Source organism: Lysobacter stagni, assembly GCF_030053425.1.
Taxonomy (GTDB): Bacteria; Pseudomonadota; Gammaproteobacteria; order Xanthomonadales; family Xanthomonadaceae; genus Lysobacter_J; species Lysobacter_J stagni.
Map to the genome: position 1 here is coordinate 2,970,609 of NZ_JASGBI010000001.1, position 26,174 is coordinate 2,996,782.

Here is a 26,174-nt window from a genome sequence, read left to right on the forward strand (position 1 = left end):
CGCTAGAGTTCGATCCCGTGCTGGGCCTTGATGCCGGCCTTGAACGCATGCTTGACCACGCGCATCTCGGTGACCGTGTCGGCGGCATCGACCAGCGCCTGCGGCGCACCGCGACCGGTGATCACCACATGCTGGCGCGCCGGCCGTGCGGCGAGCGCATCGAGCACCGCGTCGAGGGCAACGTACTCCTTCGCCAACGCGATGTTGAGCTCGTCCAGCAACACGAAGTCGTACGCCTCGTCCGCCAGCATGCGTGCGGCCACGCCCCACGCGGCGCCGGCCTTCTCCACGTCGCGTTCGCGGTCCTGCGTTTCCCAGGTGTAGCCCTCGCCCATCACGTGGTAATCGACGCAATCGTCGAAGTGACGGAAGAACGCCTCTTCGCCGGTACTGAAGCTGCCCTTGATGAACTGCACCACGCCGCAGCGGAAGCCGTGCCCGAGCGAACGCGCGAGCATGCCGAACCCGGACGAACTCTTTCCCTTTCCGTTGCCCGTGTTGACCACCACCACGCCGCGGTCGATGGTGGCCCGGGCGATGCGGCGGTCCACCAGTTCCTTCTTGCGTTGCGCGCGCTCGCGATGGTGCTCGTCCTCATCCAGGCCGCGGCGTTCCGTGCCGCGGCTCATGCGTGTGCACCGTGACGGGCGGCGAACCGCGTACGCGCCAGACGCCATGCCGCCCGCACCGCGAACGCCAGCCCGACGTAACCGGCCAACGTGCCGAGCGCGCGCGGATAGTAGTGCGGGATGCGGGCGATGAAGCCCGACAGCGTGGGTTCGGCATACCGGCCGGAGAAGAACCAGAAGCCGCCCTTCGACAGCGCATAGGCCACCGTCGCGCTGGCGACCAGCACCAGCACCAACCGTGGCACGCTGGCCAGACGGTCGCGATGCAGGCCGGCGTACACGTGGCCACCCAGCCAGAGCGACGCATACGCGAGCGCGAGCGCCCAGTAGGCGGGCGACAGACACCAGTCGGTGATGGTGCCGCTGGCGAGGCTTGCGATGTCGAGCAGCGAGGACAGTACGAAGAGCGCGGGCAACGCCCACAGGGGACGCAGCAACGCACCGGCCAGGAAGAACACCGCCCACGACGCGCTCGGCAGCGCATCGACGCTTGCGAAATGCTGGCCGCGCGTGCAGATCATCAATGCGGCCAGCGCGCCTGCGGTGAGGATCTGGGCGCGGGTGGTCGCCAACGGCAGTGCGGATTCGGAGATGGAAGGCGTGGCGGTCATGGCAATGCTCCCGTTCGATCAGGGCTGAGTGGCGTGGGCAGCGCGATCGCGCAACGCGCGCGTCGCCAGTCCGTGCAGGGCCAGCGCCACGACGACGTAGGCCATCGTGGTTCGCACGAACAGCGGCCCCCACTGCCAGGCCCGCGCGAGGTACTCACCCAGGTGCGGGTTCTCGTAACGGCCGCCCAGCCAGTAGAACGCGCCGTTCGAGATGGCGAACGACAACGTCGCGCACAGCAATGCAACGCCGGAAGCGCCCAGCATCGATATCCAGGTGGGCTGCAGGCGCCCTGAGAACGCGCGCCCGCCGTACCACAACACCGCGTACGCCGGCAGCAGGAAGGAGTACGCCGGCGTCACGCAGAAGTCGCTGACGCCCGCGTGCTCGATGGCCACCCAGTCGATCGCCACCGCCAGCGCGATGAACACCGCGAACTGCCAATGTCGCCGCAGGTACAGGCCGCCGAGGAAGAACAGCGCCATCGACGCATCCGGAAGGTGCAGCACATCGCCGAAGTGATGGAAGCGCGTGGCGACCATCAGCGCGGCGAATGCGGCGAACAGGACCAGGTTGACGCGGCGGGTCAGGGATTTCATCGGCGACCTCTCGAAGTGGCGGAGCGTTGGGTCAATGGGCGACCGGCTGGTAACGCAGGGTCAGCAGCCAGGTGCGACCCGGCTGGTTGTAGAGCGCGGCGGTCTCGTAGCGCTTGTCGAAGACGTTGGCGACCGACGCCTGCACGCTCCACGCCTCGTCGAAGGCCCAGCCCGCGCGCAGGTCCGCCAGACCGTAGCCGCCCATGCGGGTGGTGTTGGTGAGGTTGTCGTACCGTTCGCCGGCACCACTGACGCTGGCACCGACACTGAATCGATCGAAGCGGCGGTCCGCATCGATGCGACCGCTCTGCTTCGCGCGGCGCGGCAGCACGTTGTCGCGGTTGGGGTTGTCGCCGTCGTTGCGCGGATCCAGCCAGGTCAGGCTGCCGCGCAGGTCCCAGTCGGCCAGCGTCGTGCCCGCGACCAGCTCGATGCCCTGGATGCGCGCGCGGTCGATGTTGTTGGGACCGCCGAAATCGCCCAGCGATGCGTCGAAGGCGATCATGTCGTCGATCTTCGTATCGAAGGCATTGACCGACCAGTTGCCCCAGTCGTGCTCGCCGCGAAGTCCCAGTTCGACACTGCGCGATGTCTCGGGGCCCAGGTCGGGGTTGCCGTAACCGGGGTAATACAGTTCGTTGAACGTGGGCGACTTGAATGCGGTACCGACACTGGCGCTCAGGCGCAACGCATCGGTGAAGTCCCAGCCCCATAGCAGGCTGCCGGTGGTCTTGCCGCCGAACTGGCTGTCGTCGTCCCGGCGCGCGCTCAGCTGCAGCGACTGGTTGCCGAAGTCCTGCTGCCACTGTCCGAACAGGCCGCGGTTGATGCGGCGGTCGCGCGCATAATCGGTGTTGCTGTGGACCTCGTCGCCCAGCCAGTCGTAGCCCAGCGTGAGCAGTCCGTCGCCCAGGCCAAGGTCGCCCTGCAGCGAACCCAGCCTGCGTCGTGTATCGAAGGTGGACGAATACGTCCCGTTGAGGAAGTTCTCGCTCAGATCGGCGCTGGTGCCCAGGCCCAGAGTGAACTTCATCCGCTCGCCCGGCGCATAGCGGACGCGGCCACCGATCACCTGCTGCACGGTATCGGCCTCGTTGTTCGCGCTGCCGTCGTACTCGTTGCGGCCTTCCGCGCGGAAAGCGCGCACATCGGCGTCCCACTGCGGGTTGAAGCGCCAACCGCCCTGCACAGTCAGCGACGTGTTGCGATAGCCATCCTTGTCCGGATCGAAGTTGCGCGTACCGCGGTAAGCGTTGATCCCGTCGGTGTCCTGGTGTGCCGCATTGATCGCGTACCAGCCACGCGCGTCCGCATCGGACGAACGACCACCGATGCCGGCCGACAGCCGCTGCGTGTCCTCGCTGCCGATGGCGGCACTGAGGCTGGGTGCGAACGAACCCTGCGGCTTGCGGGTGAAGATCTGGATGACGCCACCGAGCGCCTCCGAGCCGTACAGGCTGGAGAAAGGCCCGCGCACGATCTCGATGCGTTCGACCTGCTCCAGCGGAATGTCCTGGAGCGACGCGCCACCGCTGGTGGCCGAGCCGATCTTGATGCCGTCGATGAGCACCAGCACGTGGTCGGATTCGGTACCGCGCAGGAACACGGACGTCGCCTTGCCCGCGCCGCCGTTGTTGGCCAGCGAGATGCCGGCCCGGCCGGTCAGCAGGTCCGGCAAGGATGCCGGTTGCAGGCGTTCGATCTCGGCGCGATCGATCACGGTTACTGCGGCGAGCGTCTGGTCCTGCGTGCGCGCGGTGCGCGTGGCGGTGACGACGACCTGGTCCAGGTCGGTGGCGGCGACGTCGGCCATGGCCGGCGCGATGGTGGAAATCGAAGACAGCACGGCAACCGCCAGCACGCGCCGACGGATGGAAGAAAACTGCGGATGCACTGACACACTCCTTGACCGCGCCTGCCCGCGCGGGAACGTTGGAAAAGGACAGGCGGAAGGAAGGTGTGATGGCGGCAACAGGCACGGAGTCCTGGCCGCATGACATTCGCCCACCGCATGTCACGTCGCTCCATGGCCGGTCTCCGGGCTCGCGAGCGAAGCAGGATTCACCTGGCTTCCGGTCCGCGCCTTCCCATGCGTGAGCACAGTGGCTTCGTGCGGATCGTTGTCTCGCCTACCGTTGCGGGGGCAGCTCCGGAATTGCCGGTCGTGCAAGCACGACGCGGCGCACCGGATTCCCGTTTCAACCGCCGGACAAGCCGGCGGTCACCTTGGGCGGGCGCAGTCTAGCAGCAGTACGGCCGGTTGCGCAGACCGGCGTCACATGGCGATGCGTCATATGTGCAGAGCCGGCCTGCTTGACGGAAATCAACGCAACACGGATGTGTTCATGCGCCATCGCCTGCCGGCTTGTGCGGCGGCGCTTGCGCCGCGAACATCGCGGCGATGTCGCCCGACAGGCTGCGCAGGTGCATGTCCTGCTGCGGGAACGGGATCTCGATGCCCGCCTCCGTGAGCGCCCGGTACATGCGCGTGACCAGCTCGCTGCGGATGCTGACGGAGTTGTCGTAATCGTTCGTCCACGCGCGGATCGCGAAGGTCAGCGAACTGGCGCCCATCGCGGTGAACAGCACGGCCGGCGCCGGATCGCGCACCACGCCAGGCGTGGACAGCGTCGCTGCGCGCAACAGGTCCGCGATGCGCGCGGGATCGGAGCCGTACGCCACGCCCACCTCCACGTCGATGCGGCGGTTGCGGTCGAGCAGCGTCCAATTGGTGAGCTTCTCCGACAGCAGCGTGCCGTTGGGCACCACCACGTCCGCGCCTTCGAAGGTCTTGATGGTGGTCGCGCGCATGCCGATGTCGCGCACGCGGCCGGACGTTCCGGTGATCTCGACCACGTCGCCGGGCTGGATGGGGCGCTCGAACATGAGGATCAAGCCGGAGACGAAGTTGTTGACCACGTTCTGCAGGCCGAAGCCGATGCCCACGCCCAACGCGCCGAACACGAACGCCAGCTGGCTCATCTGGAAGCCAGCGGCCGACAGCGCCACCACCACGCCCAGCAACAGCAACGCGTAGTACGTCAGCGAGGCCACGCTGTTGGCCACGCCGCGCGGTAGCGACATGCGCGTGAGCACTTCCTCCTGCAACAGGTAGCGCACCGATTTGGCCGCCCAGAATGCGATCAACACCGAAACCGCGAAGATCAGCACATGCCCCAGGCTGATCGTGATCTCGCCCAGCCGGAACGTGTACGACAGCACGGACGAGGTGAACGCGTAGATCGGCCGGAAGATGCGGAAGCGATTGGTCGTGAAGACCAGCCAGCCGATCGTGGCTGCCAGCACGATCAACCGTATCACCAGCAGCGCCAGGGGCGGCGCATGCTCACGCGAGAGCCGGAAGCGCGGCACACCGTGCCGGGCCAACAGCAAGCGCACCAGCGCGACGAACACCGTCACGCTCGCGTACAGCACCAGCGCCAGGTAGCCGCTGTCGATGACGCCGCTGACCAGCATCTCGGCCAGCGACACGTTGCCGAACACGTTGGAACCCACCGATATCGCCAGCAGCGCCACGCTGACCCAGGCCGCGATGTGGACGGCCTTGCCGACACGCCCGACCAGGCCCGAATGGCTGACATGCCGCGAGCGCCACAACAGCCACAGCGTGAGCAGCAGCGCCAACGTGCCCAGACCCAGGTAATAGATCCGGTACAGGAAGGCGTTGGCGATGAACAGGAACGCGACCCGTTCCAGCAGATACAGGCCCGCCGCCACGTACGGCCAGGGCCCGAGCAGCAGCCGCGCGTTCGGCGGGATCAGGCGCAGCACCGGCACCAGCGCGATCAGCATCGCGACCTGGTGCACCAGCAGCGGCGCGTCGGGCTCGAAGGCCAGCACGGCCATCATCGACAGCAGCAACCATGAGGATACGGGCCGGCGCAGCACGCGCATCGATGCCTCGTCCGCGTCGCTCGTCTCGGGGAAGCGACGGCTGCGGATCGCCAGCCAGATGAGCAACGGCAGCAGCGATACCTGGAACACATGCAACGCATGCTGGTTCCCGGTTCCGGCCGCGGCGTACTCCCTCGCGAACCGCGTCTCGATCTCCAACCCGGTGGCGATGGATGCCAATGCGCCCTTGTCATCGCCTGTCGTGGGCCGCGCCCGCCACAATGGCGGCGCATCCAATCGCACCAGGCGGCTGTCGATGTAGTCGATCGCAGCCGCGACCGCGCGCAACCCCGCCTGGATGCGTGCATCGACCGCGTTGGCGCGACGCCCCAGGTCGATCTGCCGCGCCAGCGGGCCCGACAGCTCCTGCTCGGCCTTGCGCAGCTCGTCCACCAGCGTGTCCACGCGCGTCACCAGCGCGACGGGCATGTTGCCGGCACGCGCCGCCGCCTGCGTGGCTTCCCAGTCGGCGCGCCGCTGCGCCAGCTCCGCCGCTTCGTGCGTGTACGGTGCGACGGCCTGGCGCATGTCGGTCTGCCAGCGTGCGAACCGGCGGGCGTCGAACTTCCAGTGGCGCTCCAGGCTTTCCAACCGCATGACCGGCAACGAGCGCATCTCGTCGGTCTTGATCTCGCGCAGCTTCTGGTCGACGGACTTCGCGATCGCCTCCAGCTGCGGCGACAGCTGGGCGATGGGATCGGGCGAGGCCACGCGCAGCGACACGCCTTCGGCAAAGCGCTCGTCGGTATCGGCGCGGTACGGGATGTCGGCCACCGCGATCGCCGTGGGCTTGCGCGGCGGGTCGGCATCGGTGCCCTCAGGCGTTGCGGTCTGGGCGCGCAGGCCGGACACCGGCGCCAGCGCCAGCGCGACCAGGCAGACGAGCCATCCGAACCGATGCAGCATCGTGCCTCCGATCGTGGTCGACCCGCTGCGTCGACCTGGACATGGGGGAATGGAAGCCTGCGGGCGAGTCTAGAGGATGGGCCGTGAGGCAGGACAACGCGGGCCGCGGGGACCTGCCCGCCCAGCCCCGGCGCCCGCGGAAGCCCGCCCCCGCCGCGATGGGGCCGCGCCCCATCGAAGAACCGCCCGAACCACGCTAAAGTCGCGCTGGCTCGGGACGGCCGAGGACACAGAAGACAGGGCACGTACCCGGCATGGGAGTCACCGCTTGACCGCATTCACCCCGGTGCCGCCCCTGTTCTCGGCCGTACCGGACGGACTCTTCGGCCCCCTGGCGTCCCCGCACCGCGCCCGTTACTGGCAGCTGCTGTGCCGCCTGTTTGGTGAATTCTTCGGCCCGGACGCCCCGGTCCCGCCCAGCCACGGCTTCCCGCGTCGCGAGATCACCGCGGCGATCGAACGGTTCCTGCTGACCGAAGACCCGTGGGAGGAGGACGGCATCGCGCCCGACGCCCCGCTGGCCGTGCGCGCCGCCGCCATCCATGAACGCTTCCGCGGTGCCGGCTGGCTGCGGCAGGAGCGCGTGGGCGCCCGCGAGATGGTCTCGATGACCCCGGCCGTGGCGCAGTTGCTGGCGGCGCTGATGGACTTCGCCGAGCGCGGCCCGGCCTACATCGGCGCGAAGGTGCGCTCGATCGAGCTGCAACTGAAACAGGTCGTGGACGGCCACGCCGGCGCCGACACCCTGGACGAAGCGGCCGACCAGTCGCGCCAGCTGCTTTCGCATGTGAGCGCCATCGGCGTGCAGGTGCGCGATCTCATGCCCGAACTCACGCGCGCCGAAAGCACCGCGCAGTTCGCGCGCACGTTGTTTGAACGCTACGTGCGCGAGTTGTTCGTGGGCGACTACGCCGAACTGCATCGCGAGGACCATCCCCTCGCCCGCCGCACGTCCATCCTGTCGATGGTGCGCGAGATCGAACACTCGGAACGCCGCGCCGACATGGTGCAGTGGTACTGCGACCGCGCCACGCAGGGCGACCGCGAACGCGCCGAACAACGCCTCCAGCGCAGCCTGCGCCGGCTGTACGAGCTGGACCGCATCGACGAATACCTGCAGCGGCTGGACGAGGACATCCGCCAGGCCAACCGCCGCGCACTGGCGTACCTGGATTACCGCCTGCGCGCGCCGGACCGCCTCGATGCCCTGCTCGAACGCGCATGCCGCGGCGCACAGGCCGCACCGGAAGACGCGCTGCGGTTGCCGGTCGCGCCCGGCGCACTGATGGACGAGGAACGCCTGCGCGCGCCGCAGTCGCGACCGCGCCCCATTCCGCGAACCGCCAACTCACTGGAAGCGCCTACGCCCGAGCAACTTGCGCGCCTGAACCTGCTGCGCCAGATGAAGCGCGCGCGGCTGGTGTTGCCCGAAGACCTGGGCCGCTATGTCGATCGCCAGTGGAAGGACGCCGACACGCTCGACTCGCAAGCGCTGGAGATCGCCGACATCGCCGATTTCCGCGCCTACCAGACGCTGCTCACACTCGCCCTGCGCAGCCGGCGCAACGGCGGCCTGCGCCGCGACGACCCCCTCAACCGCATGCTGCGCGGCTTCCGCATCGAAACCGTGGAAGGCCAGCGCACGGCCAACGACTACCTGCAGGCGCCGCGATTCGTCCTGCGCCGCATCCGGAAGACCGCATGAAACGTTCCTGGACCACCCTGAGCCAGCTCACGCAGGGCCTGTACACGCCGCAGGATTTCGAGCGCGCCGCGTACCGGCTGGTGACCGAGCAGGTGCTGTACAGCGCCGACCGCCGCTCGCGCAACGCGTACCACCTCGTGGAGAGCTGGTTCGACGATTTCGCGGCCGCGCTGGAGCCATTGGGCATGCGACTGGAGCGCAATGCGCACTACCGCTACGTGGTGGCCCTGCCCTCGCATGGCGAAGGCGTGGCGGTGACGCTGGACGAAACGCTGCTGGTTCTCGTGCTGCGCCAGCGCTACGACGCGGCCATGCGCGAGGGACAGGTGGAAGAACACGGCGATGTGACCGTCGAACTGCCCGACCTGCAGGAAGCCTACCAGGCGCTCACCGGCCGTCCGATGCCGGAAGTCGGTGCGCTGCGCGCACTGTTGCGCACGCTGCGCCGCTGGTCGGTCTGCCGCATCGACGACGCCGAGGCCGACGACGCACAACCTTTCCGCGTGCTGGTGCGCCCGGCCATCGTCGAGATCGTCGGCGCGCAATGGCTGCAGCGGCTGGACCAGCACAACCGCGACGAAGACGACAGCGTCGAGATGGAGGACGCCGATGTATCAGCTTAAGCGCGTCCATCTGGTGCAGTTCTTCCTGTTCCAGGCCGAGACACTGGAACTGGACCTGACCACCGCCGTCATCGCCCCCAACGGGGCCGGCAAGAGTGCACTGCTCGACGCACTGCAGGTGGTCATGCTGGGCGGCGACCGCAACCAGATCCGCTTCAATGCGCAGGCCGGCGGCAGTCATCGCGCGCGTTCCATCCGCGACTACTGCCTCGGCGTGTACCGCAGCGGTGAAGAAGGCCAGGCCCGCAAGACCGCGACCACCTACATCAGCCTGGTCTTCCAGGACCAGGCCAGCGGCGAAACGCTCACTGCGGGCATCTCACTGGGCGCATCGGCGGCCGAACCCGACCACCGCATGCACGGCCTGTACCTGCTGCCCGGCGTCGCACTGGAACTGGACGACCACCTCGAGCTCATCGATGGACGCCAGTTGCCGCTGGAATGGGCCACCTTCCGCGAACGCGTGGCGCGCCAGTGCAAGGATGCCGGCTCCCGCGCGGAACTGCACACCGGCAGCGACCGTTTCGTGAAGGACCTGCTGCACCGACTCCGCCCGGGCCCGACGTCGTTCCTCGACGCCACGGCGTATCGCAAGGCCTTCCAGAACGCGTTGAACCTGCAGCGCGTGAACGACATCGACCTGTTCGTGCGCACGCTGGTGGCCGAGGAACGCCCGACCGAAGTCGCGCGCTTCCGCGCTTTGCTGGAAGGCTTCCGCCAGATCAAGGAGAAGATCGAGCAGGTTGCGCGACGCATCGAGCAGGCCGAGGACGTGGACCACCACTACCGTCGGCTGTCGCACCAGGCCACGCGTGCAGCGTCGTCGCGCGCACTGGCCGCGGAGTATCGTCGCGACCTGCACTGGGAACAGGTCGACGCCGGCGAGCAGGCGCTTGACGCCGCACAGACCACGCTGCGCCAGAAGCAGCGCGCCCTTGCGCAAGCACGCAGCGACCGTGAAACCGCGCGCCTGGACGCGGAAGAAGCGGCCCGTCGACTGCAGGGCACGCAGGGCTACGGCGAGCAGGCGTCGTTCGAACACCTGCTGCGCCCGCACCAGGACGAACTGGCGCGGCTGAAGAAGGAACTGCTGGTCAGCGCGGGCTTCGTGCGCGACCAGCTGCAGGCCGCCGCGAGACTGGAGCTGGCCGACGTGGAGTTCCGCGTCGTCGAGCGCGCCATCGCGCCGTGGCAGTCGCTCTACCAGCATCTGGCCGCACTCGCCGGCGATGCGGACATCGAACTGGATCCCGAACAGCTGCATGCGCAGCTGCGCCTGGCCATCGAACTGGCGCAGCCGTTGATCGCCGCCGTCTCGGCACACGAGCGCGAACAGCACAACGCGCTGGAGCAGGCCCGGCAGCGTGCCACCGCCGCGCGCGAGAACCTCACCCGACTGCACGCAGGCAAGGCCGAGCTGCGTGCGGACGTGGTGCGCCTGATGGGTTACCTCGCCGACGCCGGCATTCCGGCGCAACCGGTGTGCGACCTGGTGCAGGTAACCGACCCATCGTGGCAACGCGCGATCGAAGCCTACCTGCGCAGCCACGTCGAAGCGTTGCTGATTGCACCCGAACACGAGGAAGCCGCGGTGCGCCTGTACCGCGACCTGCAGGGTGGACGCGCGGTCTATGGCGTGAAGCTGGCGTTGACCAGCCAGGCGCGTGGCGGCCGTGAGGCACAGTTCGGAAGCACCCACGTTGCTTCGCTGCTGGCCGGCGACAACGCCGATGCCCTCGCCTACCTGCGTCGCCAACTCGGCGACCTGCGCTGCGTGGACACCGATGCCGAGGTCGTTCGCACACGCCAGGGCCTGAGCAAGGACGGCCTGGTCGCCAAGGGCGGCGGCGTCGAACGCCAGCGCCTTCCCGCCGTGGGTGAGCTGAAGATCGGCGCGAGCAGCAACCGCGAACGCGCCCGCCTGCTGCGCGACGAACTGGAATCGGAAGAACGCCGCGCGCGCGAACTCGAAGCGCACTGGCGTCCGCTCCAGGCCTGCGCCGCGGGCTTGTCGCGCATCGGCGGCGCGGACGAGATCGCCGGCTCCGCACATGCCCTGTTGCTGCAGCACCGGGCCACATCGGCCCGATACCGGTCGACTCTGGAAAGCCGCGCGGCAACCGGGAATGCGGATCTCGTCCGCCTGACCGAGCACGCGCGCGAGATGGACCAGCACCGTCGCGAACTGGAAACCCGCGTGGAGACCCTCCTGCGCGAGGAGGCCATCGCCGAAGGAAAGCTCGGTGAAGTGGACAAGGCCCTGACCGCGCTGCGCACCCTCAGCGACGGCATTGCCCGCGCCGCGAGCGAGGCCTTCGCCCATGCAGACGTCGACGCGAACCTGGTCGAACAGCACCGCGAAGACCTCGATGCGAAGCATCCGGAACTGGAGGAGCGCGTGCGTCGCTGCCAGTCGCGCGCGGAGGACAGCGACCGCCAACTCGAACGCCTGAATCCCGAAGCCTGGAGCCGCCTGCAGCAGTACGCCAAGGACAATGCGCTCGCGCTGGAAATGGAACCGCACGAGTGGCGACGCGCCAGCGCGATGCTGCAGAAGGACATCGCCTACCTGCAGGGCACCGAGCTGGTGCAGCACCGCTCGGCCGCCGAAGAGGCCTACACGACGGCCGTGGAGACATTCCGCGCCAACGTCGCGTCCGCCCTGTTCGACAACTTCGCGCGCCTTCGTCACCAGATCGCCACGCTCAACCGAACGCTTCGGCGCAGCCCGGCGTTCTCGAACAACGAACGTTACGAGTTCCGTTACGAAGTCGCACCCGAGTTCCGCGACCTCCACCGCTTCATCGGCAAGGCCGCCGAAGTCGGCGAGAGCGATACCTTGTTCGGCAGTGCCGGCGAAGTCCCCGCGGCGTTCCGCGACATCATCGAAGACCGCGGCACCAAGGCCGCCGGCACGCCGTCGCCGCTGGACGACTACCGCCGCTTCTTCACCTTCGAGGTGGTGATCAAGCAGGAGGACACGGTGATCGGCACGCTGAGCGAGCGCATGCGCTCGGGCTCCGGCGGCGAACACCGCGCTCCGTTGTACGTCATCGCCGGCGCCGCGCTGGCCGCGGCCTACGGCAAGGGCGAAGGCCAGACGGGCGGCATCGGCGTGATCATGCTCGACGAGTTCGGCGACAAGATCGACGCGCAGAACGCGCGCGCGACGACCAACTACCTGCGCTCGCTCGGCCTGCAGTTGATCCTCGCGGCGCCGGACACCGCCCAGGGCACGCTGTCGGGCGTTCTCGACAGCTACATCGAACTGTTCCGCGACGGCGCCAACATCCAGCTCGAGCGCGTCGCCGTGGAGGAGCGCGGCCGGGAGTTGCTGGCCAGCGACCAGTTCCTCGTGCATCCGCACCTGCTCGAAGCGGAAATCGCGCGGATCACGACCGAACAGTCGCCTGCCTGACGGCAAGAATTTTCAGTCACCGGCGTACGGAAATCACCGGCGCCGGCCAGCTGGGAAGTTCAGCATTCGCTGCTTCAGGCATTCGTGGCAGCGCCCTTGACTGGGCACTCTCACGCTGCGGGCTAGCGGCAGGCTTCGCGAACCTGTTCGTCCAGTTTGCGCAGCAGGTCGAAGGTGCGCTTGAGGCCGACGCTGTCCAGCGTCTTCTGGCGTGCGGCCTTTGCGGCTTCGCATGCCGACGGCGCGGGATTGCGGACCGCGCGCGATGTCTGCGCGCGGCCACTGCCGACGCGATCGGTACCGGCGCGGCGCGACAGGAAATCCGATTCGGCGCGGTCCTGCTGCAGTTTGCGGTCGCGTGCCTGCATCTGCGCGGGCGTCGGCGGCGGTTCCGGATCCGCCGCCCAGCGGCCGCCTTCGCGCAGGCCCGCGGCGCACGGCGCGTCCTGGTAGCTCACCGCGCCGCCGGGGCCGATGCATTTGTGCACCGTGTTCGCACACGCCACGCCGGTCACCGACGCCAGCGCCCAAACCACCACGCTCTGAATTCGACGTCCCTGTCGCATCGCCCGCCATCCCTGGTTGGAATGGCCACAGGCTAGTCGTCTTCGTCGTTGGTGCCGCTGCGAGAGTTTCGTGGTTCAGACGGCACTGACGCGCGTCTGGCATTCCAGCACCAGCATTGCCGCGCCATTGGGCACGCACATGGAGGGGCTGGTCTCGAGCACCAGTGCACGTCCTCCGGCGAACACGCGCGTGCTGCCCTGCAACCATTGCCCGCCGGTGCAGCGCAGCGCTTCGGCCGGCGCGGCAAGATTGCAGTGCGCGATGGCATACGGCGCTGCGACAGTGACTACCGGATGCCCCGACAGCGTCACGCGCGAGTAAGGCACCGTCGGCACCGCGGGGCCACCGTGCGAGCAGGTGACGCTGGCTCCCAGGTGAAGGATCGCGCCGCTCATGGCTATACCACCGTCAACGCGCCGTCGTTGATGGTCACCATGGAACCTGCGAGCACGATGCTGGCACCGCGTCCGTTGCTGATGGTGATACCCGCCTCGTTGACCGCGATGGAAGCGCCGGTCTGTGTGCGCAGCACCACTCCGCCTTCGGGCCCGGGCAGATCGGAGATGGTCACCGCGTTCTGCCCTGGCGTCTGAAACACCAGACTGGGCGCGACCGCGTGCCCGGACTGCGCCAGCGGCGGCAGCTCCGCGGCGTCCACCCAATACCCGCCGACCCAGATCGGCATTTCGCTGTCGCCCCCTTCGAATTCCACCCACACCGGCGCTCCGACCGACGGCAACAGGAACACGCCGCTCTGGTGTCCCGCGACGGGGACGCAGGGCATCGCCCAGCGGGCATCGCCGTTGAAGACCTTGGGCACCTGCACCAGCACGCGGCCCAGTTGCAGCGGGTCGATGTTGTCCACCACCACGCCGCGGTGCTTTCCGTAATGGCGCTGCGGCGCGGCTTTGCTCGGATGCGGCATGCGTCTGATCCTTGAGCGCGCGACCCCCCCGTAGTTGGAAACGTGAACGGGAGCGGGCGCAGGACAGCGTTACCGCTCGTCGGAACGTTCAACCATATGGTTGACAATTTTCGCGCCCGGATAGACATTCAACCACATGGTTGAATATATGCCCGATCGCCTCGACGCCGTCTTCCGCGCCCTGGCCGACCCCACCCGCCGCGCGATGCTGCGAAGCCTTTCGCGCCAGCCGCGCAGCGTGGGCGAGTTGGCCGAGCCCTTCGACATTTCGCTGGCCGCTGCGTCCAAGCACATCAAGGCGCTCGAACGCGCCGGGCTTGTGCAGCGCGAGGTGCAGGGCCGCACGCACGTGTGCCGCCTGGATGCGCGCCCGATGCATGCCGGCATGGAATGGATGCGCCACTACGAGCAGTTCTGGAACCAGAAGCTCGATGTCCTGGAGTCGCTGCTGCGCGCCGAGGATCGCGCAACACCCGCACGCAAGACGCCACCCCCACGCCCGCCCGGGAACAGGAAGCGATGAACCCCGATCCCGTGCGTCTTCCCTCCCCCACTGGAGACACCACCATGAACGACTTCGGCACTGTCCTCGCAGCAGACACCGTGCGCATCGAGCGCACGCTTCCCGGCCCCATCGAGCGCGTCTGGGCTTACCTGACCGAGTCGGAGAAGCGCGGCAGCTGGCTCGCCTCCGGCGAGATGGACCTGCACGTGGGCGGACGCGTCGACCTGCAGTTCCACAACAATGCATTGACCGAGAACGACGCCCCGCCACCGCCCAAGTACGAGAAGTACGGCGGCCATGTCAGTTGCCCGGGGCGCATCCTCGCCTGCACTCCACCGCGGCTGCTGGAGTTCACCTGGGGCGAAGGCCCGGACGACAGCTCGCAGGTGCGGTTCGAACTCAGCCCGCAGGGCGATGACGTGCGACTGGTCGTTACCCACAGCCGACTCGCCAGCCGCGACGGCATGGTCAGCGTGGCCAGCGGCTGGCACGCGCACCTGGGCATCCTGGCCGATCGCCTCGCCGGCCGCACGCCGCCCGGCTTCTGGGCCACGCACACGCGCCTGGAATCGCAGTACGAGCAGCGCATCCCGTAGCAGGACATTGTCCGTCGCGGCGCCTGCCATGCGCCGCGACGGATCGATGACACGATCGCATCGGGCGCATTACGCTGTGCGCATGAAACCGACCCTGCCGCGCGTCACGCGCCTGCTCGCCCTCGCCGCCGTCCTCGTCCTGCTCGCCGCCTGCGCGGACCCGGGACCGCCGCCGGGCGGCACCATCGCGAAGTTCGAAACCATCGACGAAAAGGTCGGCACCGGCGCGGTCGCCGTGTCGGGTCAGGACGTCGTCGTGCATTACACCGGCTGGAACTACGACAGCCGCGTGCCCGACAAGCGCGGCGAAAAGTTCGACAGTTCGCGCGATCGCAACGAGCCCTTCACCTTCCTGCTGGGCGCCGGCCGCGTGATCCGCGGATGGGACGAAGGCGTGGCCGGCATGCGCGTGGGCGGCAAGCGCATCCTGATGATCCCGCCGGAATACGGCTACGGTCGCGAAGGCGCCGGCGGCTTGATCCCGCCGAACGGCTCGCTGGTGTTCGAGGTGGAGCTGCTCGAGGTGCGTCCGCACTGAGTGCGGCAGGAGCCCCTCTTCCGCCCCTTCGGGGCACCTTCTCCCACAAGGGGAGAAGGGAAAGGCACTGCTTCGGTTCGTGAATCAGCGCCCGCAACCGGCCTCGCGGTGTCCGCCTCTCCCCTTGCGGGAGAGGTCGACGCGCGCAGCGCGTCGGGAGAGGGGTTGCAGGATCACAACGCCTTGCACACCTGCGCGGCGATCTCGAACGAACGGACGCGCGCAGCGTGGTCGAACACGTTGGCGGTCAGCATGATCTCGTCGGGCCGGTGGCGTTCGATGAAGGCGGCGATGCCCTCGCGCACCGTCGACGCCTGGCCCACCACCGAACACGCCAGCGCCTGCTCCACGCCGCTCTTCTCCAGCGGCGTCCAGTAGGCTTCGATGTCGTCGATCGGCGCCGGAATCAACCCCGGCCGGCCGCGACGCAGGTTGACGAACGCCTGCTGCAGCGTGGTGAACAGACGCCTGGCGTGCGCATCGCTGTCCGCGGCGACGACGTTGAGCGCGAGGATTGCGTACGGCGCCTGCAATCGCTTCGACGGTTTGAACTCGCGCCTGTACATGGTGAGCGCGTGGTCCATCGCATCCGGCGCGAAGTGCGAGGCGAACGCGAACGGCAGGCCCAGCTGCGCGGCCAGTCGCGCGGAAAACAGGCTCGACCCCAGCAGCCACACCGGTACATCCAGTCCCGCGCCCGGCACCGCGCGCACCGCCTGGCCGGGCTGCACGGGTTCAAAGTAATGCAGCAGTTCCACCACGTCCTGCGCGAACATGTCCGCCGCTTCGAAGTACCGGCGAAGTGCGTGTGCGGTCGCGTGGTCGGTACCGGGTGCGCGACCCAGTCCCAGGTCGATGCGTCCCGGGTGCAGCGCGGCGAGCGTGCCGAACTGTTCGGCCACCTGCAGCGGCGCGTGGTTGGGCAGCATGATGCCGCCGGCACCGACGCGGATGGTCGATGTGCCACCGGCGACGTGCGCGATGAGCACGGCGGTCGCTGCGCTGGCGATGCCAGGCATGTTGTGGTGCTCGGCCAGCCAGTACCGATGGAAGCCCAACCGCTCGGCATGCCGCGCCAGGTCGAGCGTGTGGGCGAAGGCCTGCGAGGCATCGCTGCCTTCGGTGATCGGGGCCAGGTCCAGGACGGAAAAAGGAATCACGCAGGCACGCTCCTGTGCGTCGATCTGTACTTCTTGGGGACGCAGCGCCGCGATTGCCAGCCCATCGGCGTTCCATCCCCGCGCGTACAGCATTGCACGGACGGGCGTATCGGCATGTGGAGGCGCGAAGGCCTCACCACAGGTCGAAGATCACGCCCTCGCGCTCGTTGTCCCACACGGTGCTGAAGATCCACCAGCGTCCGTGTTCGTGGCAGAGCTGGATGCTGTTCGCGCCGCGCTTGAGCAGCACCGGCGAATCCGGCGCCGGACGCGCGTCGTAGCGGCTCCAGACATGCGCGACCTGGCCGAAACGCTGCACGCGCTGTTCGGTCTCCACTTCGAAGAAGGCGTTCTGCGCGAAGAACGGCTCGACGTTGGCGATGTACGACTCGACGTCGAACACCATCGCACGCGTGCTGCCGTCCTCCTCGACCACCGTGCGCAGGCTGCGCGCCTGCGCATGCTGGAGGAAGCGGAAGCGGTCCCAGTCGCGCGGCGCGCCGGCCGGACCGGAGATGCATTCGTACACGGCGCGCACGATGCTCGGGATGTCCTGGGTGTCCTGCCACCAGCCTTCGGGGTGCATTGCGATCTCCTTGCGCATGGACCAGGTGCATCCTTTCGCACAGCCTGCACGAAACCGGAAGGGCCAACCGGCATACTTCGCGCGATCCACGATCGGGGACCCGCCATAGCCACCTCCTCCGCCCTCGAGGTATTCCGCGTGTTCCTGCGCCTGGGGTGCACGTCGTTCGGCGGGCCGATCGCGCACCTGGGGTATTTCCGCGACGAGTTCGTGGTGCGACACGGCTGGATCGACGAAGCGCGCTACGCGCAACTGTTGGCCATCTGCCAGTTCCTGCCTGGGCCAGCCAGCAGCCAGATGGGGTTCGCCATCGGGTTGCTGCAGGCTGGCTGGCGCGGCGCACTGGCCGCCTTCGTGGGGTTCACCCTGCCCTCGGCGGTGCTGATGTTCGCCTTCGCGGGCTTGGCCCCGCACCTCTCGCACGGCATCGGTGCGGCGCTGGTGCACGGGTTGAAGCTGGTGGCCGTGGCGGTGGTGGCGCACGGCGTGCTCGGCATGGCGCGGCAGATGACGCCCGACGTCCGGCGCCTGCTGATGGCGAGTGGCGCGTGCGCGCTGGTGCTGTGGATCGGATCGGCGTGGTCGCAGGTGGTGGCGATCGCACTGGGCGCGCTGCTGGGCACCGTGGCATGCCGCCGTGTCAACGCGCGCGACGGCGGCGCGATCCCGGTGGCGTACGGACGACGCACCGCCCTGGTACTGATCGCGTTGTTCGCAGCAGGCCTAGCGCTTGCCCTGCTCTGGCCAACGCGCGAGCCGTCCGCGCCGGCGATGGCGGCCGCGTTCTACCGGGCCGGCGCGCTCGTGTTCGGCGGTGGACATGTGGTGCTGCCGCTGCTGCAGCAATCGCTGGTCGACACCGGATGGCTGCGCGCGGACACCTTCCTGGCCGGATACGGCGCCGCGCAGGCCGTGCCCGGTCCGATGTTCTCCATCGCGGCGTATCTGGGTGCGGACATCCCGACGGGACTTCCGCGCGCGGCGTCCGCGTCGCTCGCGCTTGCCGCGTTGTTCCTGCCCGGCTTCCTGCTGCTGTCGGCGGCACTGCCGTTGTGGCAGCGCGTCGCGTCGTTGCGCAATGCGGGGCCGATGCTGGCCGGCGTCAATGCAGCCGTGGTCGGCCTGCTGGCCGCCGCGCTCTACGACCCGGTGTGGACCCAGGGCGTTGCCGGCTGGGGCGACATGCTGATCGTCGCCGTCGGCTTCGCGTTGCTGTTGCGTCTGCGCGTGGCGGCGCTGTGGGTGGTGGCCTGGTGCGTGGCGGCGTCGCTCGCCACGCACCTGCTGGCCAACTAATTCAGCCGTTCTTCTCCGCGTTGACAGCGTCGGGATCCGGCACAGGTGCCAAACGCAGATCCTGGAAATCGAAACTGAAATCGGTGAGCGGCGAGATCGCCTCCATGCGCGCCTCGCGGATGCCGCCGTCGGCGTCCAGCGCGAACGTCACGAAGGCATCGGCGTTGAGCCAGCGCTCGTTCCAGCGCACCACGAAGGTGTCGTGCTGCCACGGCGTCATCGTGCCGACCAGCTGAGGCGTGCGACTGAAGCGCATCTCCAGCGCGTCGCCCTTCTGTTCGACGATGACGTCGCCGTACCACGGATCCCGATACGTACGCGCGTACTTGCCCAGCGGCAGCGACGGCGGGGCGTCGGGAGCACGTGCGGCCTGGTGCTTGCGCCAGTCCTCATCGGATTTGTCGTGGCTCTTGGCCAGTGCCGCGGCGTAGGCGGCGGTCCAGTCGGTCTTCGGTGCATCGAGGAACGCGTCCAGCACACGCAGGGTCACCGCGTTGAACGCACCGCTGGCTTCGGCATTGGTCAACACCACCACGCCCAGCTTCTTCTCCGGCACCAGCGTCACGCGCGAGACCATGCCCGGCCAACCGCCGGTGTGCCACGCCAGCTTGCTGCCGCGGTAGTCGGACAGCTGCCAGCCTTCGCCATAGCCCAGGAAATTGGGACGCGCGGCTTCCAGCTCGGGCACGGGCGGCTTGGGCACCGGGATCGGCGTGACCACCGACCACATCGCCTGCTGGCGTGCCTCGCTGAACAAGCGCTGCGTGTTGCCGTGCGCATCGACAAACGTGCCACCGGCCAGTTGCATGCGCATCCAGCGGCTCATGTCGTGCACGCTGGAGTAGATGCCGCCGGCACCGGACACGTTGCCCCACGACATGCGCGGAGCGGGTTTGAGATCCTTGAAGTCGGCCTTGGCGTGACCGGTGGCGACGTTGTCGCGCGGTCGCAGCGCGTCGCTGTTGAAACGCGTGTCACGCATGCCCAGCGGGTCGAAAATGCGCTGCTGCAGGAACCGTGCGTACGGCTGGCCACTGGCCTTCTCGACCACCAGCTGCGCAACGCCGTACAGGATGTTGTCGTAAGCGTACTGGCCGCGGAAGTTGCCGCTCAGCGGAACGTCCTTGAGCCGGCGCGCGACCTCCTCGGTGCTGTAATCCGTGCCGGGCCAGTACAGCAGGTCGCCCGCGCCCAGGCCCAGGCCGCTGCGATGCGCCAGCAGGTCGCGCACGCGCATTTCGCGCGTGACGTACGGATCGGACATGCGGAACCACGGCAGGTGGTCGATGACGCGGTCGTCCAGGCTCAGCTTGCCCTCGTCGGCCAGGATCGACAGCGATGCCGCGGTGAAGGCCTTGGTATTGGAGGCGATGGCGAACAGCGTGGTCGCTTCGACCTTCGCCGGTTTGCCCAGCTCACGTACGCCGAACCCGCGTTCGAACACGACCTCGCCGTCCTTCACGATGGCCACGGCGATGCCCGGCACGTCGAACTGTCGGCGCACGCCTTCCACGTAGGCGTCGAAATCGTCCAGCTGCGCGGGCAGCGTCGCGGCCGGTGCCGGGTGCACGACCTGCGGCGCCGCCGCGTGCGTTGGCGCGATCGCGCCCAGTGCCAGTGCCGTCCCCATCACGGCGCGCAGCGCGCCCGCCTCCCGATGCCGCATCCGCTGTTTCCTCTGGTCTGTTCCGTGAAGGTTCGGGCATTCGGGCCGTGATGGCGAGTGCCCACGGTCGAATCGGCATAATGCGCATCCCCTTCCGCGTCGCCCTGGCGACGCGACCGCAGCGCAGGTCGATGTCCACCACCCAGCCCCTTTCCGTTCGACTCGCCGTGATCGGCGGCGGCCCCGCCGGCCTGATGGCGGCCGAGACCGCGCGTGCGGCCGGCGTGGAGGTGGATCTGTTCGACGCCAAGGGCTCGGTCGGACGCAAGTTCCTGATTGCCGGCAAGGGCGGGCTCAACCTTACCCATGGTGAACCGCGTCCGGCGTTCGACAGCCGCTACGGTGCGCGCTCGCGGGAGATCGGCGCCTGGCTGGACGAGTTCGACGCGGACGCCTTGCGTGAATGGGCCCGCGGCTTCGGCGTGGAGACCTACATCGGCACATCCGGCCGCGTGTTCCCCACCGACCGCAAGGCCGCTCCGCTGCTGCGCGGCTGGGTGCGGCGCCTGCGCGAGGACGGCGTGCGCTTCCACGTGCAGCACCGCTGGCTGGGCTGGGATGCGAACGGCGCACTGCGTTTCGATACGCCCGACGGCGAGCGCCTCGTGCATGCGGACGCCACGGTGCTGGCACTCGGTGGCGGCAGCTGGCCGGAGCTGGGTTCCGACGGCGCGTGGGTGCCGACGCTGCGCGAGCGCGGCATCGACGTGGCGTCGCTGCTGCCGTCCAACTGCGGCTTCGACATCGGCTGGACCGAGTACTTCGCGAGCCGCCACGCCGGCGCGCCGCTGAAGCCCGTCGTCGCGCACTGGACCGATGCACAGGGTCAGGCGCGCGAACTGCAGGGCGAATGCGTCGTCACCGCCACGGGCATCGAGGGCAGCCTGGTCTATGCGCTGTCGGCGGAACTGCGCGACGCCATCGCCGCGCACGGCGAAGCGCGGCTCGAGCTCGATCTCGCGCCCGGACGCGAACTGCATCGCCTGCGCGAGGAGCTGTCGAAGCCGCGCGGCGGACGCAGCCTCACCGAACACCTGCGGCGGTATTCGGGCATCACCGGCGTCAAGGCCGCGCTGCTGTACGAGGTGCTCGGCAAGGACGCGATGCAGGACGTGCAGGCCCTGTCGCGCACGATCAAACGGCTGCCGCTGCGCCTGCTGCGCGCGCGACCGATCGCGGAGGCGATCAGCAGTGCTGGCGGTGTACGGCTGGAAGCAATGGACGAGGCGCTGATGCTGCGCGAGGCGCCCGGCGTGTTCTGCGCGGGCGAGATGCTCGACTGGGAAGCGCCGACCGGCGGTTACCTGCTCACTGCCTGCTACGCCAGCGGCCTGCGCGCCGGGCGCGGCGCGGTGTCGTGGTTGCGCCGCGGCTGAGGCCGCTTACTTCTTTTCGGCCGGCTTGTCGGCTTCAGCCTTGCTGGCGATGTAGAACGTGCTGGCGCACAGCTCGACGCCGGTAGCGCTGGCCGCCGGCAGGTCGGTGCCCTTGAGGCCGATCAGCTTCACGATCTCACCGCCGCCCTCGTCCACTTTCGCCAGCGCGATGAAGCCGGTGCGGCTGCCGCCGCACAGCGCGTTCGCCGGTATCTGCGTCGGCGGTGTTTCTTCCAGCACGCGGCGCAGTTCCACCTGCTGCTCGGCCGGAATCATCATCGCCTGCGCATAGGTCTGGCCCGCTGAATACTGGTCGCCGCCGATGACCAGCGCGACACGTTCGGTCGTGAAGCTGGCGCCGTTGTCTCCCTTCAGCATCGCGTCTTCCAGGCTGAGCTTGCCCGTCACCGCGATGGCGACCGGATTGCCCGGCTCGAACTCGCCCAGCGCCACCGGCGTGATCATCGGCGGCGCGGCGCGCTCGACCGGTTTCGCGTTGGCGTCCGGTTGCGGGTTGGCAGCCGGAGCCGGTGCGGTGATCTCTTCCGGTGGCGCGCTGTTCACCGGCTTCTGCGGCTCGCAGGCTGTCAGCGCCAACGTCGCCAGCCCTGCCGCGAACAGCGACAGGCCGTGGGACGAACGCAGGTTCCACACTCCGGACTTCGACATCGCCTTCCTCACAGGTCGCACTCCTCGCTCGGAGCGGACGCGACGCGAAGGGATCGCGCCGGCTGCCTCAGGCAGCGTCGTCCACCAGGGGTTGCAGTTCGGCATCGAGCGCGACGCGCTCGTCGAACACGAAGCAGCGACCATCGTAATGACGGCCGCCCACCTGTTCAAAGTAACCCAGAATGCCGCCGTCCAGCTGCAACACGTTGCTCATTCCCTCCGCGTGCATCCACAGCGCGGCCTTCTCGCAACGGATTCCACCGGTGCAGAAGCTCACCACGGTGCTGTCGCGCAGCGCTTCGCGATGTGGCTGCAACGCCTGCGGCAGATCGGTGAAGTTGTCGATCGGCAACGTCAGTGCGTTGGCGAACGTCCCGTAGCCGAACTCCTCGCGGTTGCGCGTGTCCAGCATCACCACTGGCTTGCCGGCGTCGTCGTGCCCCTGGTCCAGCCAGCGCATCAGCGTGGATGGCGACACCGCGGGAGCACGACCTTCCAGCGGCGATGAGTTCTCGCGCCGGAAGCTGATGATCTCCGGCTTCACCTTCGTCTTCAGTCGGGCGAACGGCTGGCGACGGCTGTGGCTGAACTTGACCGTCAGATCGGCGAATGGTGGTTGCGTGCGCAGTTCTTCGACGAACCCGCGCAGCGCGGTCTCGGTGCCGGCGAGGAACAGATTGATGCCTTCCGGCGCGACCAGCATGGTGCCGCGCAGGCCGACGGCGTCGGCACGCGAATGGAGCTGGCTGGCCAGCGTGGCGGGTTCGTCGATGCGGACGAAATGGTAGGCGGCGAGGTTGAGCAGCATGCGTCTATTTTAGACGCCCAATCGACCTTAAGAACTACTCATAACCTATTGATCAATAAAGGCTGCGCTCGGGCGTGCGGCGCAACCAGCCTGCGGCCAGCGCCAGCCAGGCCAGTATCGCCACGATCACCGCCTTCTGGCTCAGCCCCCGCGGCAGCTCGCGCCAGAGTGCGTGAACCCACAACGCGAGGAAGCACGCCACGGCCAGGCCGAAGCCCAGCGCGAAGTGGCGCCGCCAGTCCGGATCGGCACGGAAGCGCCAGGACTGCAGCAGCATCGCCAGCGTCGTGCCGAGGAACGCGATCGGCGCGGCGATGCCATGGATCCGTGCCGCGAGGGTGATTTCACCGCCACGACCCAGGTCGGTTTCTGCCATCGCGGTCACGGCCAGCGCCATCGCGCCGATCACGAACAGCAGCATCGGCACCACGCTGCGCCGGGCCGGAGGCGTTGCAGCGTGAAAGCCCGCGCCCAGCGTCGCCAGCGCGATGGCCAGCGCGATGTACGCCACCTGCAACCACAGCGCGTGTGGGCCGACGAGGTAGAAGCTCAGCGGCGCGCGCACCCAATCCAGGTCCGCGCGCACACCCTGCAGCACCGTTGCGACGGTGGTGAATGCCAGTACGCAGGCCAGCGCCAGCGTGCCCATCCCGCGCGCCCGCGCGAGCGACCGTTGCGCCGCCACGGCCGGCATGCCGATCAACGTGCGCCCATGAAGTCGAGCTTGCCCACCGGCACGCCGTTGTGGCGCAGCAGCGAATAGGCCGTGGTCACGTGGAAGAAGAATTGCGGCAGGCCGTACTGCAGCAGGTAGCCGCGGCCGTCGAAGCGACGCTCCTTCGGCGTGCCCGGGCGCAGCACGATCTCGCGCTCATCGCTGCCCTCGAACAGCAGCGGGTCCAGGCCATCGATGAAAGCCAGCGTGCGGGTGATGCGCGCCTGCAGGTCGGCAAAGCTGGCTTCCTCATCCGGGAAGGACGGCACTTCGACATCGGCCAGGCGTGCCGACACGCTCTTGGCGAAATCGCATGCGATCTGCACCTGTCGCACCAGCGGGAACATGTCGGGGAACAGGCGCGTCTGCAGCAGCACGCCCGGATCGAAGCCAGCCTCCACCGCGTGGGCCTCGCCCTTGGCAAGCACGCCGGAAAGCGCACCGAGCATGTGGCGGAACACGGGCACCGAGGTCTCGTGCATCGAAAGGGACATGGAAAGCTCCGGGGAACAGAATGGGAATACGCGAATCGTACACGCCCACCCTTCGCCGCACCGTGCCGTCGTCGCGCTCACGCCACGGCCGGCACTCCCCGCGATCCGGCCAGTGACGCATACAGCGCCTCAACCTGCCCCATCAACACATCCGTGCTCCAGCGTCGCGCATCGAGCCTGCCGCCATCGGCCAGCATTTCCCGGAGCGTCGGCGAGCGCAGCACCTGCGCGACCTTGCCAGCGAAGTCGTCGACGTCTTCCTGCGCGACCAGCGCGCCGCGCGTGCCGGCCAGTACCGTCGCGGTGCCCATCACCGCGGTGGAGACGATGGGAACGCCCAGCGCCATGGCTTCGATCAGCACCAGCCCCTGCGTTTCGGTGGGCGAAGCGAAAACGAACGCATCGCCTGCACGGTAGGCATCGAGCAACGTGGTGCGGCGGTCCAGGTTGCCGAAGAACCGCACGTGCTCCTGCAGGCCCAGCTCCGCCACGCGGCGCTTCAGGCGCGCCTCGTCCGGGCCTTCGCCGGCGACCAGGAACAGCAGCGCGGGAAAGTCGGGCACCAGGGTCCGTACCACGCGCAGCAGGAAGTCGATGTTCTTCTCCAGCGACAACCGGCTGACGGTGACCAGCGCCGGACGATCGGACGCGATGCCGTGCGCGGCGCGAAAACGCGCGCCGTCGCCGCCGGCGAATTCCGACAGCTCGATGCCGGTGGGCAGCACCGTGCGCGGCGTATCGATGCCGTAGCGCTGCAGCACGTCCACCATCTGCGCGCTGGGCACGATCAGGTGATCGACACCGTCGCACAGGCGGCGCGACGCCGCGCGCGCCACCCAGCGCGTCATCGCGGGCGGGAACCAGGGCAGGTAGTGGCCCACGTATTCCTCGAAATAGGTGTGATAGGTCTCCACCGTCGGCCAGCCGCCCTGTCGCGCCAGACGCACGCCCAACCCGTGCGCGCGGAACGGCGTGTGGATGTGGATCACGTCCCACTCGCGGTCGGCCAGCGCGGCCTGTACCTGCCGCGCCGCGCGCGCGTTGATCAGCCGGTCCTCGGGGTCGAAGAAGATCACCCGCGACGGCAGGCGCAGCACTTCGAACTCCTCGTCGTGCGCGGACTGCGCGCTGCCTTCGCCGTAGTCCGGCGCCACCAGCATGACCTCATGCCCGCGCCGCAGCAGCGAGCGTGCGAACGTGCGGATCGACGTGGACACCCCGTTGACGCGCGGGAAGTACACGTCGGACAGCATCAGGATCTTCATGGTGGCGTCCGCGATGGGTTCGCACGATTGCACCGGGCGAATGTGACAGTCGTGTCACACCGACATCAGGAGTTTGGGGCTCAGTCTTCTTCGGCGCATTCGGAACCTTCGGCCCAGCGCTGCGGGCCGGCGCCGTGTTCGCCCAGTACGTCGCCGGGGTTCGCCAGCCGGCAGCGGTCCAGCGACAGGCACCCGCAGCCGATGCAGTCGTCCAGCGTGTCGCGCATCTGGACCAGCTGCCCGATGCGGGCGTCCAGTTCCTCGCGCCACGCGGTCGACAGGCGTGCCCAGTCGCGCCGGGTGGGCGTGCGCGCCTCGGGAAGGCTGGCCAGCGCCTCACGTATCGTGGCCAGCGGCATGCCCACGCGCTGGGCCGCGCGGATGATGGCGATGCGCCGGAGCATGTCGCGCGAGTACCGGCGCTGGTTGCCCGCCGTGCGATGGCTGTGGATCAATCCCTTGGCTTCGTAGAAGTGCAGCGTCGATACCGCCACGCCGCTGCGCTGGGCGACATCGCCCACGGTGAGCTCGTCGTGCGTCATCGCGCTTGACCTCAACTTAACTTGAGGTTCTATCCTCCGCCCCATGTTCGATCCAGGTCAAG

The 26,174-nt window shown here is 68.5% G+C and carries 25 protein-coding genes and 1 riboswitch; of the genes, 8 read left to right on the forward strand and 17 right to left on the reverse strand.

The window, feature by feature from the left end; translation table 11 throughout:
* Positions 1-2 precede the first annotated feature (2 nt).
* The 5 genes from cobO to QLQ15_RS13760 form a co-directional block, all read right to left on the reverse strand.
* Positions 3-629: a cob(I)yrinic acid a,c-diamide adenosyltransferase gene (gene cobO, locus QLQ15_RS13740; RefSeq protein ID WP_283213333.1), complete on the reverse strand. Its 627-nt coding sequence runs from the start codon at positions 627-629 to the stop codon at positions 3-5.
* A complete protein-coding gene (locus tag QLQ15_RS13745) occupies positions 626-1,240 on the reverse strand; it encodes a hypothetical protein (RefSeq protein WP_432277817.1) in 615 nt (204 codons plus the stop codon). Before QLQ15_RS13745 ends, cobO begins: the two co-directional genes overlap by 4 nt.
* Positions 1,241-1,258: 18 nt before the next feature.
* Complete coding sequence (locus QLQ15_RS13750) at positions 1,259-1,837, reverse strand: hypothetical protein (RefSeq protein WP_283213334.1); 579 nt, start codon at positions 1,835-1,837, stop codon at positions 1,259-1,261.
* Positions 1,838-1,868: 31 nt separating this feature from the next.
* Complete coding sequence (gene btuB, locus QLQ15_RS13755; protein ID WP_283213335.1) at positions 1,869-3,737, reverse strand: TonB-dependent vitamin B12 receptor; 1,869 nt, start codon at positions 3,735-3,737, stop codon at positions 1,869-1,871.
* A gap of 111 nt (positions 3,738-3,848) precedes the next feature.
* Positions 3,849-4,081, reverse strand: a riboswitch (cobalamin riboswitch).
* Between the two features lie 99 nt (positions 4,082-4,180).
* The gene (locus tag QLQ15_RS13760; protein ID WP_283213336.1) at positions 4,181-6,658 is read right to left on the reverse strand and encodes a mechanosensitive ion channel family protein; all 2,478 of its coding nucleotides are present in this window, start codon (positions 6,656-6,658) and stop codon (positions 4,181-4,183) included.
* Positions 6,659-6,926: 268 nt separating this feature from the next.
* On the opposite strand from QLQ15_RS13760, the gene QLQ15_RS13765 reads away from it, so the two are divergent.
* The 3 genes from QLQ15_RS13765 to QLQ15_RS13775 are packed head-to-tail and all read left to right on the forward strand — an operon-like array spanning position 6,927 to position 12,404.
* Complete coding sequence (locus QLQ15_RS13765) at positions 6,927-8,363, forward strand: Wadjet anti-phage system protein JetA family protein (RefSeq protein WP_283213337.1); 1,437 nt, start codon at positions 6,927-6,929, stop codon at positions 8,361-8,363.
* Positions 8,360-8,986 carry a DUF4194 domain-containing protein gene (locus tag QLQ15_RS13770; RefSeq protein ID WP_283213338.1) on the forward strand — a complete coding sequence of 209 codons (627 nt, stop codon included), beginning with the start codon at positions 8,360-8,362 and terminating at the stop codon, positions 8,984-8,986. Before QLQ15_RS13765 ends, QLQ15_RS13770 begins: the two co-directional genes overlap by 4 nt.
* A complete protein-coding gene (locus QLQ15_RS13775; protein ID WP_283213339.1) occupies positions 8,973-12,404 on the forward strand; it encodes an SbcC/MukB-like Walker B domain-containing protein in 3,432 nt (1,143 codons plus the stop codon). The genes QLQ15_RS13770 and QLQ15_RS13775 overlap by 14 nt, the downstream gene beginning before the upstream one ends.
* 122 nt (positions 12,405-12,526) lie before the next feature.
* Here the strand turns inward: QLQ15_RS13775 and QLQ15_RS13780 are convergent, their stop codons facing one another.
* From QLQ15_RS13780 to QLQ15_RS13790, 3 genes are all read right to left on the reverse strand, one after another.
* On the reverse strand, positions 12,527-12,943 hold the full coding sequence (locus QLQ15_RS13780) for a hypothetical protein (protein ID WP_283213340.1): 417 nt from the start codon (positions 12,941-12,943) through the stop codon (positions 12,527-12,529).
* Positions 12,944-13,045: 102 nt separating this feature from the next.
* The gene (locus QLQ15_RS13785) at positions 13,046-13,366 is read right to left on the reverse strand and encodes a hypothetical protein (protein WP_283213341.1); all 321 of its coding nucleotides are present in this window, start codon (positions 13,364-13,366) and stop codon (positions 13,046-13,048) included.
* A 2-nt stretch (positions 13,367-13,368) separates the two neighbouring features.
* Complete coding sequence (locus QLQ15_RS13790) at positions 13,369-13,896, reverse strand: phage baseplate assembly protein V (RefSeq protein ID WP_283213342.1); 528 nt, start codon at positions 13,894-13,896, stop codon at positions 13,369-13,371.
* Positions 13,897-14,044: 148 nt separating this feature from the next.
* Between QLQ15_RS13790 and QLQ15_RS13795 the strand changes: the two genes are divergently transcribed.
* The 3 genes from QLQ15_RS13795 to QLQ15_RS13805 all read left to right on the forward strand — a co-directional run bounded on the left by QLQ15_RS13795 (position 14,045) and on the right by QLQ15_RS13805 (position 15,535).
* Entirely contained in the window at positions 14,045-14,419 is a 375-nt protein-coding gene (locus QLQ15_RS13795) for an ArsR/SmtB family transcription factor (RefSeq protein WP_283213343.1), read from the forward strand.
* A 44-nt stretch (positions 14,420-14,463) separates the two neighbouring features.
* Positions 14,464-14,997 carry an SRPBCC family protein gene (locus QLQ15_RS13800; RefSeq protein WP_283213344.1) on the forward strand — a complete coding sequence of 178 codons (534 nt, stop codon included), beginning with the start codon at positions 14,464-14,466 and terminating at the stop codon, positions 14,995-14,997.
* Positions 14,998-15,079: 82 nt separating this feature from the next.
* Positions 15,080-15,535, forward strand: a complete 456-nt coding sequence (locus tag QLQ15_RS13805) for an FKBP-type peptidyl-prolyl cis-trans isomerase (RefSeq protein WP_283213345.1) — start codon at positions 15,080-15,082, stop codon at positions 15,533-15,535.
* Between the two features lie 173 nt (positions 15,536-15,708).
* Here the strand turns inward: QLQ15_RS13805 and QLQ15_RS13810 are convergent, their stop codons facing one another.
* Together QLQ15_RS13810 and QLQ15_RS13815 are read right to left on the reverse strand one after the other, a co-directional pair.
* Entirely contained in the window at positions 15,709-16,695 is a 987-nt protein-coding gene (locus QLQ15_RS13810) for an LLM class flavin-dependent oxidoreductase (protein WP_283213346.1), read from the reverse strand.
* A gap of 133 nt (positions 16,696-16,828) precedes the next feature.
* Entirely contained in the window at positions 16,829-17,299 is a 471-nt protein-coding gene (locus QLQ15_RS13815) for a hypothetical protein (protein WP_283213347.1), read from the reverse strand.
* A gap of 87 nt (positions 17,300-17,386) precedes the next feature.
* On the opposite strand from QLQ15_RS13815, the gene chrA reads away from it, so the two are divergent.
* Entirely contained in the window at positions 17,387-18,577 is a 1,191-nt protein-coding gene (gene chrA / locus QLQ15_RS13820; RefSeq protein ID WP_345782434.1) for a chromate efflux transporter, read from the forward strand.
* Between the two features lies 1 nt (position 18,578).
* Here chrA and QLQ15_RS13825 read toward each other — a convergent pair whose 3' ends face one another.
* A complete protein-coding gene (locus tag QLQ15_RS13825) occupies positions 18,579-20,243 on the reverse strand; it encodes a serine hydrolase (RefSeq protein WP_283213349.1) in 1,665 nt (554 codons plus the stop codon).
* A 131-nt stretch (positions 20,244-20,374) separates the two neighbouring features.
* Between QLQ15_RS13825 and QLQ15_RS13830 the strand changes: the two genes are divergently transcribed.
* A complete protein-coding gene (locus QLQ15_RS13830; protein WP_283214022.1) occupies positions 20,375-21,619 on the forward strand; it encodes a TIGR03862 family flavoprotein in 1,245 nt (414 codons plus the stop codon).
* 6 nt (positions 21,620-21,625) lie between these two features.
* On the opposite strand, the gene QLQ15_RS13835 is transcribed toward QLQ15_RS13830, so the two are convergent.
* The 6 genes from QLQ15_RS13835 to soxR form a co-directional block, all read right to left on the reverse strand.
* Positions 21,626-22,288 carry a hypothetical protein gene (locus QLQ15_RS13835; RefSeq protein WP_283213350.1) on the reverse strand — a complete coding sequence of 221 codons (663 nt, stop codon included), beginning with the start codon at positions 22,286-22,288 and terminating at the stop codon, positions 21,626-21,628.
* A 67-nt stretch (positions 22,289-22,355) separates the two neighbouring features.
* The gene (locus QLQ15_RS13840; protein WP_283213351.1) at positions 22,356-23,096 is read right to left on the reverse strand and encodes a sulfurtransferase; all 741 of its coding nucleotides are present in this window, start codon (positions 23,094-23,096) and stop codon (positions 22,356-22,358) included.
* A gap of 52 nt (positions 23,097-23,148) precedes the next feature.
* The gene (locus QLQ15_RS13845; RefSeq protein ID WP_283213352.1) at positions 23,149-23,790 is read right to left on the reverse strand and encodes a DUF998 domain-containing protein; all 642 of its coding nucleotides are present in this window, start codon (positions 23,788-23,790) and stop codon (positions 23,149-23,151) included.
* 5 nt (positions 23,791-23,795) lie between these two features.
* A complete protein-coding gene (locus QLQ15_RS13850) occupies positions 23,796-24,305 on the reverse strand; it encodes a DUF1993 domain-containing protein (RefSeq protein WP_283213353.1) in 510 nt (169 codons plus the stop codon).
* Between the two features lie 77 nt (positions 24,306-24,382).
* Positions 24,383-25,570, reverse strand: a complete 1,188-nt coding sequence (locus tag QLQ15_RS13855) for a glycosyltransferase (protein ID WP_283213354.1) — start codon at positions 25,568-25,570, stop codon at positions 24,383-24,385.
* 80 nt (positions 25,571-25,650) lie between these two features.
* Positions 25,651-26,112 (reverse strand): redox-sensitive transcriptional activator SoxR, encoded by a 462-nt coding sequence (soxR, locus tag QLQ15_RS13860; RefSeq protein ID WP_283213355.1) that lies wholly within the window; start codon positions 26,110-26,112, stop codon positions 25,651-25,653.
* Positions 26,113-26,174: the final 62 nt, after the last annotated feature.

Coding starts and splice junctions, on each gene's coding strand:
- cobO (WP_283213333.1), bottom strand. CDS start 629: ATGAGCCGCGGCACGGAACGCCGCGGCCTGGATGAGGACGAGCACCAT.
- QLQ15_RS13745 (WP_432277817.1), bottom strand. CDS start 1,240: ATGACCGCCACGCCTTCCATCTCCGAATCCGCACTGCCGTTGGCGACC.
- QLQ15_RS13750 (WP_283213334.1), bottom strand. CDS start 1,837: ATGAAATCCCTGACCCGCCGCGTCAACCTGGTCCTGTTCGCCGCATTC.
- QLQ15_RS13760 (WP_283213336.1), bottom strand. CDS start 6,658: ATGCTGCATCGGTTCGGATGGCTCGTCTGCCTGGTCGCGCTGGCGCTG.
- QLQ15_RS13770 (WP_283213338.1), top strand. CDS start 8,360: ATGAAACGTTCCTGGACCACCCTGAGCCAGCTCACGCAGGGCCTGTAC.
- QLQ15_RS13775 (WP_283213339.1), top strand. CDS start 8,973: ATGTATCAGCTTAAGCGCGTCCATCTGGTGCAGTTCTTCCTGTTCCAG.
- QLQ15_RS13785 (WP_283213341.1), bottom strand. CDS start 13,366: ATGAGCGGCGCGATCCTTCACCTGGGAGCCAGCGTCACCTGCTCGCAC.
- QLQ15_RS13790 (WP_283213342.1), bottom strand. CDS start 13,896: ATGCCGCATCCGAGCAAAGCCGCGCCGCAGCGCCATTACGGAAAGCAC.
- QLQ15_RS13795 (WP_283213343.1), top strand. CDS start 14,045: ATGCCCGATCGCCTCGACGCCGTCTTCCGCGCCCTGGCCGACCCCACC.
- QLQ15_RS13800 (WP_283213344.1), top strand. CDS start 14,464: ATGAACGACTTCGGCACTGTCCTCGCAGCAGACACCGTGCGCATCGAG.
- QLQ15_RS13805 (WP_283213345.1), top strand. CDS start 15,080: ATGAAACCGACCCTGCCGCGCGTCACGCGCCTGCTCGCCCTCGCCGCC.
- QLQ15_RS13815 (WP_283213347.1), bottom strand. CDS start 17,299: ATGCGCAAGGAGATCGCAATGCACCCCGAAGGCTGGTGGCAGGACACC.
- QLQ15_RS13825 (WP_283213349.1), bottom strand. CDS start 20,243: ATGCGGCATCGGGAGGCGGGCGCGCTGCGCGCCGTGATGGGGACGGCA.
- QLQ15_RS13830 (WP_283214022.1), top strand. CDS start 20,375: ATGTCCACCACCCAGCCCCTTTCCGTTCGACTCGCCGTGATCGGCGGC.
- QLQ15_RS13835 (WP_283213350.1), bottom strand. CDS start 22,288: ATGTCGAAGTCCGGAGTGTGGAACCTGCGTTCGTCCCACGGCCTGTCG.
- QLQ15_RS13840 (WP_283213351.1), bottom strand. CDS start 23,096: ATGCTGCTCAACCTCGCCGCCTACCATTTCGTCCGCATCGACGAACCC.
- QLQ15_RS13845 (WP_283213352.1), bottom strand. CDS start 23,790: ATGCCGGCCGTGGCGGCGCAACGGTCGCTCGCGCGGGCGCGCGGGATG.
- QLQ15_RS13850 (WP_283213353.1), bottom strand. CDS start 24,305: ATGTCCCTTTCGATGCACGAGACCTCGGTGCCCGTGTTCCGCCACATG.
- QLQ15_RS13855 (WP_283213354.1), bottom strand. CDS start 25,570: ATGAAGATCCTGATGCTGTCCGACGTGTACTTCCCGCGCGTCAACGGG.
- soxR (WP_283213355.1), bottom strand. CDS start 26,112: ATGACGCACGACGAGCTCACCGTGGGCGATGTCGCCCAGCGCAGCGGC.